The following is a 12,621-nucleotide window of genomic DNA, read 5'->3' as shown; positions in this document are numbered from 1 at the left end:
CTCAGGTCCGCATCTTCTCGCCGCTCGGATCGAAGGGCGCTTCGACATTGATGCGGGCCGGGCGCCGGTGACCGAGGATCTCGATCTCGAACAGCCCGGCACTTTCGTCCTCGGCAAGCGCTGCGGGGACGTAGCCCTGCGCCATCGACTTCTGCACATAATGCGCATAGCCGCCCGACGTGACCCAGCCGACCACGCGCCAGTCACCGTCGACGATACCCCGCACGGCGGAAGCGCCTTCGGTAGCCTTGGAGCCACGTATTTCCTTGCCGCCCTCGTCGAAGCGGGGCGCGCCATAGCCATGCGGCTTTTCAACCGTGCCATAGTCCTTGCTGACCTTGGCCCAGATCGGCTCATCGCCCATGACATCGGCGTCGGTGGCATCGACGATGAAGGAGACGCGGCGCAGCTTTGGCCCCTCGGCCTGTTCCTTGGCAGCGGCCTCGCGGCCGATGAAGTCGTTCTTCTCGAGCTTGATGAAGCGGTCCATCGCGCCTTCGAACGGTCCATAGATCGGCCGCAACTCGCGGAACCAGGTCGGAAAATTCTTTTCGAGGCGCATGGAGAGCAGCGCGCGCATGCCGAAATCGACAAGGCCGAATTCCTCGCCGGCGTCCTTGATCGCTTTGTAAACCAGGCGCTCGTAGGCCGGTGCCATCCAGATTTCATAGCCGAGGTCGCCGGTGTAGGTGATGCGGTTGACCATGCAAGGCGCCCCGCCAACCGCCATCTCGCGGAAATCCATGAAGCGGAAGGCTTTTGTCGAGACATCGACATCGACCAATTTCTGCAGCAAGTCACGTGACTTCGGCCCTGCGATCGACAGGCCGACCAGCGTCTGGTCGAAGCGGTGGATGCGCACCGTTCCGTCCTTCGGTAGATGCTTCTCGAACCAGCGCATGTGGTATTTCTGCGCCGCCGAGGAACCCCAGATCATGAAGCGGTCTTCTGCCGCCTTGGCGATGGTGAAGTCGCCAATCAGCTTGCCGAATTCGTTGAGCATCGGCGTCAGCACGATACGGCGGGTCTTCGGCATGCGGTTGGTCATCAGCCGGTTGAGGAAATCCTCGGCTGCGGGTCCCGAGACTTCGTATTTGGCAAAATTGGCGATCTCGGTGACACCGACACGCTCACGCGTGGCGCGCACTTCCTCACCGATCGGCCCAAAATCGTTGGAGCGGTGGAAGGAGACGATATCCCTGGGTTCCTTGCCTTTCGGTGCGAACCAGAGCGGCGTTTCAAGTCCCCAGCTGTCGCCCATGACGGCATTGTTGGCCAGCATCGTGTCGTAGAGCGGTGTCGTCTGCGCCGGGCGTGCCGCCGGCAGTTCCTCATTGGGGAAGCGGATGGAGAAGCGGCGCGAATAGTTTTCGCGCACCTTGGCGTTGGTGTAGCGCAGGCCTGCCCATTCGCCGAAGCGGGTGACATCCATGCCCCAGACGTCGAAGCCGGGATCGCCATGCACCATCCAGTTCGACAGCGCGAGGCCGACACCGCCGCCCTGGCTGAAGCCGGCCATGACGGCGCAGGCGCACCAGAAATTGGTCAGGCCCTGGACCGGGCCGACCAGCGGGTTGCCGTCGAGCGCGAAGGTGAAGGGGCCGTTGATGATCTGCTTGATGCCGGCTTTCTCGATGCCGGGGAAATGCTTGAAGCCGATTTCCAGCGACGGGGCGATGCGATCGAGGTCCGGCGGCAACAATTCATGGCCGAAATCCCACGGCGTGTTGACCGGCGACCACGGCTTGCAGGCCTTCTCATAGGTGCCGAGCAGGATGCCGTTGCGTTCCTGGCGGGTGTAGATCTCGCCCTTGAAGTCGAGCACGCCGATCATTTCGCGGCCGGTAGACTTGTTGAATTCCTCGACCTCCGGCATCGGCTCGGTCAGCAGATACATGTGCTCCATGGCCAGCACCGGCAGTTCGACGCCGACCATGCGGCCGATCTCGCGCGCCCACAGGCCGCCGCAATTGACGACATGCTCGGCCTTCACCGTGCCCTGTTCGGTGACGACGTTCCAGGTGCCGTCGACCTCCTGTGTCAGTTCCACAACGCGATTGCGCAGCACGATCTCGGCGCCGAGTTTTTTCGCCGCCTTGGAATAGGCGATGGTGGTGCCCGACGGATCGAGATGGCCTTCGACCGGGTCCCACATGGCGCCGACGAAGTTGGTCTCGTCCATCAGCGGGAACATCGCCTTGGCTTCGGAAGGGGTGATCAGCTCTGTGTCCATGCCGAGATAGCGGCCCTTGGCGTGGGCCAGCCGCAGGAAGTCCATGCGCTCGGGCGTGTCGGCCATCATCACGCCGCCGGTCAGGTGCAGGGAGCAGGACTGGCCGGATATTTCCTCGATCTCCTTGTAGAGCTGCACCGTATAGGCCTGCAGCTTGGCGACGTTGGGGTCGCCGTTCAGCGTGTGGAAGCCGCCCGCGGCGTGCCAGGACGAGCCGGAGGTGAGCTCCGAGCGCTCGATCAGCATGATGTCGGTCCAGCCGGCCTTGGCCAGGTGGTAGAGAACCGAGCAGCCGACGACGCCGCCGCCGATAACAACCGCTTTTACGTGAGATTTCATCTAGATAGGTCCGTTTTTGAAGAGATTGAATCGGGTGAGTGAGGCGTGAAGACAAAGCGGAGGTCGGGTGCCGTGATGTTCTCGGCTAGCCTGCCATCGAGCGCGGCGAGGATGGTTTCACAAACCGAAGTACGATGCTTCAAGACTTCATGGCTCCAAACACGCAGGATCGAATAGCCCTGGGCATGCATGAAATCGTCGCGGCGGCGGTCATAGGAACAGTCGGCGTGTTGATGTCCGTCGACTTCCACGACGAGCCATTTTTCGCGGCAAGCGAAGTCTGCGTAGTATGGTCCGATAGAGAACTGTCGCGTGAACTTGTAGCCGCCAAGTTTGCGGGCTTTTAACTCAAGCCAAAGCAGCGCTTCGGCCTGGTTGTCACCTTGCCTGAGTTTTCGGGCTCGCTGGGTGATGCCCGTTTTGCGGCGGCTGCGTGTTGCGGGGCGGGCTTCCCCCACTCCGTCTCGGCTTCGCCGAGCCACCTCTCCCCCCTCCGGAGGGAGAGGAAGGGAGCCAGCCTGCATAAGTTCGCGCCTTTCCTCTCCCCCGTCGATCGGGGGAGAGGTGTCGAGCACAGCTCGACGGAGTGGGGGTCGACCGTTCATCAACAGCACTGCCGATCAAAAATCGGTCGGCGCGCCGCCTTCGGACCGGCGCTTGGCGACGAAGGCGTTGAGTTCCTCGCGGATGGCCGGGTCCATGTAAGGCTCCTCATAGGACGCCAGCCGCTCCTTCCAGACCTTGTTGGCCTTTTCGAGCGCCGTCGGCGAGCCGGCTTCCGCCCAGGTCTCGTAATTGCGCCAGTCGGACAGGATCGGCGAGTAGAAGGCGGTCTTGTAGCGGTCCTGCGTGTGCTGGGTGCCGAAGAAATGGCCGCCGGGACCGACCGACTGGATGGCGTCGAAGCCGAGTGCCTCGTCGGAAAGATCGAGGGGGGTCAGGAATTCGGCCACCATCTGCAGCAGGTCGATGTCCAGGATGGTCTTCTCGTAGGAGCAGCGCAGGCCGCCTTCGAGCCAGCCGGCGGCATGCATCATCAGATTGCCGCCGCCCTGGATGGCGCCCCACAGCGAGAACACGCTTTCATAAGCCGCCTGCGCGTCGACCGTGTTGGCGGCGCAGGTGTTGGAGGTGCGGTAGGGAATGTTGTAGCGGCGGGCAAGCTGGCCGCCGACGAGCTGCGCCTTCATGTATTCCGGCGTGCCGAACGCCGGCGAACCGGACTTCATGTCGACATTGGAGGTGAAGCCGCCATAGCCGACGGGTGCGCCCTTGCGCACCATCTGGGCGAAGGCGAGGCCGGCAAGCGCCTCGGCGTTCTGCTGCACCAGTGCGCCGGCGATGGTGACAGGCGCCATGGCGCCCGACAGGGTGAACGGCGTCACGACGACGACCTGGCCCTTGCTCGACATCTGGATGATGCCTTCCATCATCGGCACGTCGAGCTTGAGCGGCGAATTCGTGTTGATGATGGTGAAGACGGACGGCTCTTCCAGCATCTGCTCGTGGCTGATGCCGCGCGCGATCCTGGCGATCTCGATGCCGTCGACATTGCGTTCCTTGCCGAGCGAATAGATGTGGAACACCTTGTCGGTGAGCACGCTGAGATCGCGGATGCATTCGAGGTGGCGGACGGACGGATGGATATCGGTCGGCTCGACCGGGTAGCCGCCCGTGCAGTTCAGGATGTTGTGCATCTGCGCGAGCTTTAAGAAATTGCGGTAGTCCTGCTGGTTGCCGGGCCGGCGGCCGCGATCGATGTCGGAGCAATTGGGCGCCGACGCCATCATCGAGATGATCACATTGTTGCCGCCAAAGCGCACATTGTGCGCCGGATTGCGGGCATGGATGGTGAACTCCGACGGGCAGTGCGACACCAGTTCGAGGATCATGTCGCTGTCGAAGCGCACCCGCTCGCTGCCGTCGCGCACATCGGCGCCATGCGCCTTCATGATGCTGCGGGCTTCGTCATGCAGCACATCGACGCCGATTTCCCTGAGCACGCGCAGGGAGGCGAGGTGGATCGATTCCAGCTCGTCGTCGGAGACCAGCCTGGTCGGCGTCAGCGGGTTTTTCAGCTGGCGGAAAGCCGGCTGCTCGAACGCGGCCGAGCCGCCGGCGCGCTTTCCGGCGCGGCCACCGCGACGGGCGCGGTCGGTGGCCAATGCCGGTTCCAAGGGTTGTAGGGCGGCGGTCATGATGGTCCTCGTAGGATGCGATAGCGGGCGGCATAATGGACCGGCGGCTGTCCAGCCATTGCGGAGGCGGCGACCACTAGGGCGAGGGAAGCGACATGCCGGAACGGCAGTTGCGCGGCCACGACATCGGCCTGATCCCGCCGCCTCGTTGGCGCAAGCGGATTTCGCCGGGCGGCCCTTCCTTTGCCTGGATCGAACCGATAGCTACTCGGGCTTGCCGGCCGGATGGCCAGCAATTCACATGGATGGCAGCATGGTTGCGACCGGCTCGAACGAAGGCGAAGCAGGAACGCAGTGGGCAGCGCTTGCCGGCGTCACCGCGGCACTTGCGATGTTCGGCGCGGCGCAGGGGTTGAGTTCGCCGCTGTTCACGCTGCTGATGCAGAAACAAGGCATGTCGCCAGCGCTGATCGGCTTGTCGGCGGCGATGATGCCGCTCGGGCTGATCCTTTCGGCTTCTTTCGTGCCCGCGGCTGTGCGGCTTGTCGGTGCACGCAACCTGGCGGTCGGCTGCTCGCTGATCGGCGCGCTCTGCTTCCTGGGTATCGGCTATCTGCAGGACTGGGTGGCCTGGTTCGTCATCCGCTTCATCATCGGCGTCGTCATCAACCCGCTCTACATCCTCGGCGAGGTGTGGGCACTGTCGCTGGCGCCGCCATCGCGGCGCGGCAGGGTGATGGGCGTGTTCAACACGCTAATGGGCGCCGGCTACGCCGCCGGACCATTCGCGCTGACCCTGCTCGGTACGTCGGGCTGGGCGCCCTTCATGGTCGGCGTCGCCGGTTTCGCGCTCTGCGCGGTGATCCTGCACGCGGTCTCGTCTAAGCTGACCGGTTTCGAGGATGACGACCAGCCTGCCAGCGGCCTTGTCGGCTTTGCCAAGGTGGCGCCGGCGCTGCTGCTTGCCGTGCTTGTCTCGGCGGCGGTCCAGCAGAGCACCTATGCGCTGGTCCCGGTCTTCGGCGCCAGCTACGGCTTGGCGGAAGCCGTTCTGGCCTCGCTGGTGATGGCGCTTTCCCTCGGCAACATCCTGCTGCAGATACCACTCGGCCTTCTGGCGGAGCGTTTTGGCGGCCGCGCCATGATCATCGTCTGCGCGCTGGCAACAACCGTTTGCGCGCTTTTGCTGCCTTTGCTGATCACAACGCCGTTGATCTGGGTCGTGCTGCTGGTGATGGGCGCGGTCGGTTACGGCGTCTACACCATGGCATTGGTCGAACTCGGCAGCCGGTTCAAGGGCTCTGTGCTGGTCGCCGGCAACGCTGCCTTTGCACTGATGTGGGGCGTCGGTGGCATCGTCGGCCCACCCGGTGCCGGCGTGCTCATGCAAGGCATCGGCCCGCTCGGGCTGCCGGTCGTGATCGCCGGCCTCGACGCGGTGCTGGTGATGTTCGCGCTGTATCGGTCGTCCGTGCGCCGAGCTTCCTGACGAGCCCAACCTCCTGACCGGCCCAACTTCCTGACAGGCCCAACTTCCTGACAGGCCCAACCTCCTGACAGGCATTGTCTGGAGCAAGCGGTTTTCGCCTCCCAGGGGCTTACCACCACGTTGCTCAATCGCTAATCCTGCAGCCTCGATAGCGGTGCGCACAATGAATTTGGTTGAATCGAACAAGGACGAGACGATGCAGTGGGCGGCGATCACCGGTGTGATCGCGACCGTCTCGGTGTTCGCCATCGCGCAAGGGTTGTCCTATCCGCTGCTGAGTTTCATCCTGCAGCGCCAGGGCGTTTCGCCAGCGATGATCGGCCTGTCGGCGGCCATGACGCCGATTGGTTTCATCCTGTCGTCGCCATTGATCCCGGCGCTGGCCCGCCGGTTCGGGGCAGGGCGCACAGCGCTTACCTGTGCGGCGCTTTCGGCTGTCGTGCTGGCGCTGATCGGCTGGACGCAGAATGTCTATCTGTGGTTTCCCCTGCGCTTCCTGATCGGTGTGGTGACCAACCCGCTCTATGTGCTGAGCGAGATCTGGGTCATCGCGCTGGCGCCGCCGGCGCGGCGAGGGCGCGTCATGGGTGTCTATTCGACGATCATCTCGGCCGGTTTCGCGGCCGGGCCGCTATGCCTGCTTGCAGTCGGCACTGAGGGCTGGCCGCCCTTCCTCGTCGGCATCTCCGCCTTCGTGCTGTGCGGCATCTGCCTGGGCTTGGTGCTGCCGCGCTTGCCCAAGGTCGACGAGGCCGGGCATCAAGTTTCCGTCCTGGGTTTCGTGCCGCTGGCGTGGCTGCTTTTGTTTGCCGTCATAGTCGCCGCCGGTTTCGAACAGGGCGCGCTGGCGCTGCTGCCTGTCTATGGCACCCATCACGGCATTACCGAAACCCGCATGTCGGCGCTGCTGTCGGTGATGATTGCCGGCAATATCGCCATGCAGGTGCCGCTAGGCCTGCTGGCGGAAAGGCTTTCCGCGCGCCTGGTGCGGCTTGCCTGCGTCGCGATCACGGTGCTCGGCTGCGTCCTGCTTCCGCTTCTCATCGAGTCGCCGCTGATCTGGCCAATGATCTTTGTCTGGGGTGCGGTTTCCTACGGCATCTACACGATGTCGATCATCGAGCTCGGCGAACGCTTCACCGGCTCCGCACTGGTTGCCGGCAATGCGGCCTTTTCCTTGATGTGGGGCGTCGGCGGTATCGCCGTGCCGCCGCTGGCGGGCGGCGCCATGGATATTCTGGGTGCCGGCGGGCTGCCGATCACGCTTGGGCTGCTGTGCCTGGCGCTGGCTATTGCTAGCCTCGCTGGTGGGCGGAAAGCCTCAATTGTGCGCTGAGCATAGTGAATATCGATACGGCCTATCCGCGTTGGCTTTTTCAAAGCAACGCGTTTATCGGAGACCTCATGACCAAGCCTTCCACCCAGACGCCGAATTCCACCCTCTCGACCGACGATCCCTTTCTCTGGCTGGAGGACAGGACAGCCATACAGTCATTGGACTGGGTACATCGCCAGAACGAGATCACGGTTGGTGAATTGCAGGGCGATCCGTCCTACCAGGCGTCGTTCCAGACCGCGCTCGACCTGATGACGGCCGAGGACAACATTGCGGTCGGCGCTGCGTTGAAAGGCCATGTCTACAATTTCTGGCAGGACAAGACCAATGTGCTCGGCCTCTGGCGCCGCACGACGGTCGCTTCCTACAAGACCGAGAAACCCGACTGGGAAACAATCGTCGACTTCGACCAGCTTGCGGCGAAGGAGGGGATCAAATGGGTGTTCAGCGGCGCCAGCCGGCTCTATCCGGACTTCAACCTTTGCCTTGTCTCGATGTCGCCGGATGGCGGTGACGCGAGCGAGATGCGCGAGTTCGACATTGCGACCAAGTCGTTTGTCCACGGTGGGTTTCGCGCGCCCGCTTCCAAGTCGGGCTTCAGCTGGCTGGATAAGGACACCGTGATTGTTTCCGCCGCTTTCGACGAGGCCGACAAGACCGAGTCCGGCTATCCGCGAGTCATAAAGCTGTGGAAGCGCGATACCAAGCTGGAAGACGCGACGCCGATCTTCGAGGCGCAGAAAGAGGATCTCGCCGTTGGTGCCGCTGTCGAGTACGACGGTGACAGACGCTATCTGGTCCTGGCTCGAACGCTGAATTTCTTCGCTTCGCACATCTTCCTTCGGCTGCCTTCCGGCGAAAACAAACAGCTGCCGCTACCGGACGACATGACCGATACGGCAATATTCAGGGATCAGCTCGTGTTCGGCGTGCGCAGTCCATGGACGTCGCCCGACGGCACGGTTTGCAAGCCCGACGGCCTCTATTCGCTGGATCTGGCGCACTGGGTCGAGACCGGCGCGCTCGGATCTGTCGAAACCTTGTTCGAGCCGGCATATCGCGTTTCCATCGCCGGCATGGCCCGCACGCAGGACCGGCTGTTCATCAGCCTGATGGACAATGTGCGCGGCAAGGTCGTCGTCTGCGAGCGCAAGGATGGCAACTGGTCGCTGAAACCGGTGGCGCTGCCCGAAAATGGCAATGTCGGCATCAGCCATGCCGAGCAGTTCGGCTCGACCGTGTCCTTTTCCTTCACCGATTTCCTGACCCCGAGTGCGATCATCTGGTCTGACGACAATGGCGAGACGCTCGCTACCGTGAAGTCGCAGCCGGCGCGTTTCGATGCCTCGCCGCTCATCTCGGAACAGTTCGAGGCGCGCTCCAAGGACGGCACGATGATCCCTTATTTTGTCGTCAGGCGGCGCGATCAGAAGGGGCCGGTGCCGACGCTGCTTTACGGCTATGGCGGTTTCGAAGTGCCGCTGCTGCCCGGCTATGCCGGCGTGCGCGGGAGGCTATGGCTGGAAAAGGGCAATGCCTATGTGCAGGCCTGCATCCGCGGCGGCGGCGAGTTCGGCCCGGCCTGGCATCAAGCGGCGCTCAAGGGCAATCGCCAAAACGGATTCGACGATTTCGCAGCGGTCGCGCAGGACGTCGTCAAGCGCGGCATCGCGACAGCAAGCTCACTCGGCATCCAGGGTGGTTCGAATGGCGGCTTGCTGACCGGCGTTTCCTTGACGCAGCATCCCGAGCTATTCGGCGCCGTCATCATCGAGGTGCCGCTGCTCGACATGCTGCGTTACGCCGAATTGCCGCCTGGCGCCTCGTGGATGGCCGAATATGGCGATCCGTCGAAACCCGAAGACGCGAAATGGCTTTCAGCCTACTCGCCCTACCAGCATGTCGACGCCGCTGCCGCCTATCCGCCGGTGCTGCTGACCACATCGACCGCTGACGATCGGGTCCATCCCGGCCATGCGCGTAAGATGGCCGCCCGCCTGCAGGAAGCCGGCCATGCCAGGACGCTGTTCTTCGAGGAGACCGAGGGTGGTCATGGCGGGCGTGGCGACCGCCGGCCGCAGGCGGCGCAGACGGCGATGAAATATGTCTTCCTGCAGAGGGCGCTGACAGCCAAGGCCTAGACTCATTCCGTTATGGGCCAAGCAAAGGGTGGTTCTCCTCGACCAGCCTTTGCTCTAAGGTGCCAGCCATGGCTCTCGTCAGGATGTTGGTTGGCGCATTTGAGGCTCGCGCATTGCGGGTCGCGGTGACGCCGTCACCGCGTACGCTGCGCGCCGAGCTTTTGCGGCTGTGCGCCCGCATCGGCTATTCGCCACCTCTCTGCCTCTGAAGCATTCGCCCCGGCTTGCCGGATAGAATCCAGAGGGAAGATCAGACATGACCTATCAGAATTATTCGCTGAAGCAGCTTCAGCAGATCGACGCCGCGCATCATCTGCATCCGTTCACCGACCACAAGGAAATGCGCGGGGCCGGGTCGCGCATCATCACCCATGCCAATGGCCCTTTTATCTACGATTCCGAGGGGGCTGAAATCCTCGATGGCATGGCCGGGCTGTGGTGCGTCAACATCGGCTATGGCCGTGACGAGCTGGCCGAGGCCGCCTATGCCCAGATGAAGGAACTGCCTTATTACAACTCCTTCTTCAAATGCTCGACGCCGACGCCAGTGCTGCTGTCCAAGAAGCTGGCGGAGATCGCGCCAAAGCACGTCAACCAGGTGTTCTATGGTTCGTCGGGCTCGGAGGCCAACGACACGGCACTGCGTCTCGTGCGCCACTATTGGGTGCTGGAAGGCCAGCCGGAGAAGAACCGCATCATCTCGCGCAAGATGGCCTATCACGGCTCGACCGTTGCCGGCACCTCGCTCGGCGGCATGGATGGTATGCACAAGCAGCTCAACGGTGCGGTGCCCAACATCGTCCATGTGATGATGCCCTACGCCTATGAACTGGCGCTGCCGGGAGAGAGCGACCATGATTTCGGCCTGCGCGCGGCCGGGGCTGTCGAGGAGGCGATCCTCGAAGCCGGCGCCGACAAGGTTGCCGCCTTTATCGGCGAGCCGGTCATGGGGGCCGGTGGCGTGAAGATACCGCCGGCGAGCTACTGGCCGGAAGTGCAGCGCATCTGCCGCAAATACGATGTCCTGCTGATGCTGGACGAGGTCATCACCGGCTATGGCCGCACCGGCGAGTGGTTCGCTGCCCAGACGCTCGGTATCGAGCCCGATACGATCACCACCGCCAAGGCTCTGACCTCGGGCTATCAGCCGCTGTCGGCATTGCTGGTCGGCGACCGCATCGCCTCGACGCTGGTCGAGAAGGGCGGCGAGTTCAATCACGGCTACACCTATTCCGGCCACCCGGTGGCCTGCGCCGTGGCGCTGAAGAACCTCGAGATCATCGAGCGCGAAGGGCTGGTCGACCGCGTCCGGAACGACACCGGCCCTTACTTCGCCAAGGCGTTGCAGGAGCGCATCGCCGGACATGATCTGGTCGGCGAGGTGCGTTCGATCGGACTGATGGGCGCGATCGAGATCGTCAAGGACAAGGCGACCAAGGAGCGGTTCCTGCCGGCTGGAAGTGCGGCGGTAACCGTGCGGGATCATGCCATCGCGCACGGCATGATGCTGCGCGCCACCGGTGACACGATGATCCTGTCGCCGCCGTTGATCTGGACCCGTGATACGATCGATATGGCCTGCGATCGCATCTCGAAGGCGTTGGATCTGGCGCAAGCCGACCTGCGCAAGCGGTAGAACTCGACCCCTCGGCTGGGCGCTCCTCGGCGGGAGCGCCCAGCCTTGAGGCCATGCTGACGCGGGGAGCGAACGAATTCCACTACAAGCGCGTAGTGTGTGGGGCTGCGGCTGATTCGGCCGCGACAAGGGGTTTTGTTTCCATGAGAAAGACCGGCAAGAGCCGACGGACGCAAGAAGCGGCCAGCATCGGCGGCGACCTGATGCTGGCGCCGCTGGTGGCGATGATGCGGCTGCCGTTGATGGCCATGGATGGCGGGAGCAGTCAGCCATGGAGCACGGAGACCGCGCGTGCGGTAAACGAGAAGACCGCCGCTATGGCCGAAGGCGTGTTTGCGGCGCAAATGTCCTTCCTGCAATCGGCATCGCGGTTCTGGCCGGAAATCTTTTCCGGCCGCACGCCATCGCTGTTCAACGGGGTCGCGGCGGAGCGCTCGATCAGCGCCGCGCTGAAGCCGGCAAGCCGTGCCGTGAAAGCGAATTTTCGCCGGCTATCCAACAAGACCTGACAGAAGTTGCAGAACTTTGATTTTGCGCATTGACGGGCTCATGCGCTAGAATCAGTCGGTACGTCACCGATGGGGGACACGATGGCCGGACAACCGCTCAACCAGCCGGCTGAAATTCCAGCCGAACTCGACCGCTGGAACTGGGGCGCTTTCTTCCTCAACTGGATCTGGGGCATCGGCAACAGCACTTTCATCGCGTTACTGGCGCTGATCCCTGTCGTCAACATCATCATGATCATCGTGCTGGGCGCACGCGGCAGCCGCTGGGCCTGGCAGAACCGCGCCTGGCGCGACGCGGAACAGTTTCGCAAGACGCAACGCAACTGGGCAATCGCCGGCCTTGCCGTCTGGGTTGTCGGGATTGGCGGCTGCGCGACGATGGTGGGCAGCATTCCCTACGTCCTGAAAGGCAGCGATGCCTACCACATGACGATGGACAGGCTTCGCGCCGACGACCGCGTCAAGGCGGCGTTGGGTGATGATTTGACCGACAGTTTCTGGGTCGGCGGCCATCTCAACGTCAATGCGAATGGGGCCGGCGACGCCCAGTTCGGCATTCCGGTCCACGGCGCCAAGGGCAAGGGCACGGCCTACTCGACCGCTGTCCGGACAGCCGGCACATGGAGCCTGCGCCTGCTGGTCGTCAGGGTCGAAGGAGCCGACGCGCCGATCGTGCTGATCAACGAAGATCATGTCCCGATCCCGAATGCTGCAATCGGAATATAGCAGGGCAAAACGCAAAGAAGCAGCCTAAACGCGGGCGCGAAGGCTGACAGTTCGGCCGGCTTTGTGGCCCAACA

10 protein-coding genes are annotated in these 12,621 nt (G+C 63.2%); 7 read left to right on the top strand and 3 right to left on the bottom strand.

Going from position 1 to position 12,621, the window contains the following annotated elements; genetic code table 11:
* Position 1 precedes the first annotated feature (1 nt).
* The 3 genes from NP503_RS21830 to NP503_RS21820 all read right to left on the bottom strand — a co-directional run bounded on the left by NP503_RS21830 (position 2) and on the right by NP503_RS21820 (position 4,770).
* A complete protein-coding gene (locus NP503_RS21830; RefSeq protein WP_127272734.1) occupies positions 2–2,572 on the bottom strand; it encodes an FAD-dependent oxidoreductase in 2,571 nt (856 codons plus the stop codon).
* Positions 2,569–3,054, bottom strand: coding sequence for an endonuclease domain-containing protein (locus tag NP503_RS21825; protein ID WP_127271897.1), 486 nt, complete (start codon positions 3,052–3,054; stop codon positions 2,569–2,571). Before NP503_RS21825 ends, NP503_RS21830 begins: the two co-directional genes overlap by 4 nt.
* A gap of 138 nt (positions 3,055–3,192) precedes the next feature.
* Positions 3,193–4,770, bottom strand: a complete 1,578-nt coding sequence (locus tag NP503_RS21820) for a trimethylamine methyltransferase family protein (protein ID WP_127271459.1) — start codon at positions 4,768–4,770, stop codon at positions 3,193–3,195.
* A 253-nt stretch (positions 4,771–5,023) separates the two neighbouring features.
* Here NP503_RS21820 and NP503_RS21815 point away from each other — a divergent pair, with 253 nt between their 5' ends.
* From NP503_RS21815 to NP503_RS21785, 7 genes are all read left to right on the top strand, one after another.
* Complete coding sequence (locus NP503_RS21815) at positions 5,024–6,199, top strand: MFS transporter (RefSeq protein ID WP_127268230.1); 1,176 nt, start codon at positions 5,024–5,026, stop codon at positions 6,197–6,199.
* A 163-nt stretch (positions 6,200–6,362) separates the two neighbouring features.
* Positions 6,363–7,535, top strand: a complete 1,173-nt coding sequence (locus tag NP503_RS21810) for an MFS transporter (protein ID WP_127268231.1) — start codon at positions 6,363–6,365, stop codon at positions 7,533–7,535.
* A 68-nt stretch (positions 7,536–7,603) separates the two neighbouring features.
* Positions 7,604–9,676 (top strand): prolyl oligopeptidase family protein, encoded by a 2,073-nt coding sequence (locus NP503_RS21805; RefSeq protein ID WP_127268232.1) that lies wholly within the window; start codon positions 7,604–7,606, stop codon positions 9,674–9,676.
* 68 nt (positions 9,677–9,744) lie between these two features.
* Positions 9,745–9,885, top strand: a complete 141-nt coding sequence (locus NP503_RS21800; protein ID WP_127268233.1) for a capsid protein — start codon at positions 9,745–9,747, stop codon at positions 9,883–9,885.
* Between the two features lie 47 nt (positions 9,886–9,932).
* Positions 9,933–11,312, top strand: a complete 1,380-nt coding sequence (locus tag NP503_RS21795; protein ID WP_127268234.1) for an aspartate aminotransferase family protein — start codon at positions 9,933–9,935, stop codon at positions 11,310–11,312.
* A gap of 143 nt (positions 11,313–11,455) precedes the next feature.
* Complete coding sequence (locus NP503_RS21790; RefSeq protein WP_127268235.1) at positions 11,456–11,821, top strand: hypothetical protein; 366 nt, start codon at positions 11,456–11,458, stop codon at positions 11,819–11,821.
* An 81-nt stretch (positions 11,822–11,902) separates the two neighbouring features.
* Entirely contained in the window at positions 11,903–12,547 is a 645-nt protein-coding gene (locus tag NP503_RS21785) for a cytochrome c oxidase assembly factor Coa1 family protein (protein ID WP_127271457.1), read from the top strand.
* Positions 12,548–12,621 lie beyond the last annotated feature (74 nt).

Source organism: Mesorhizobium sp. SEMIA396 (genome assembly GCF_024518615.1).
In the GTDB taxonomy this organism is placed as follows: Bacteria; Pseudomonadota; Alphaproteobacteria; order Rhizobiales; family Rhizobiaceae; genus Mesorhizobium.
This window is presented reverse-complemented; position numbering and strand designations above follow the sequence as displayed.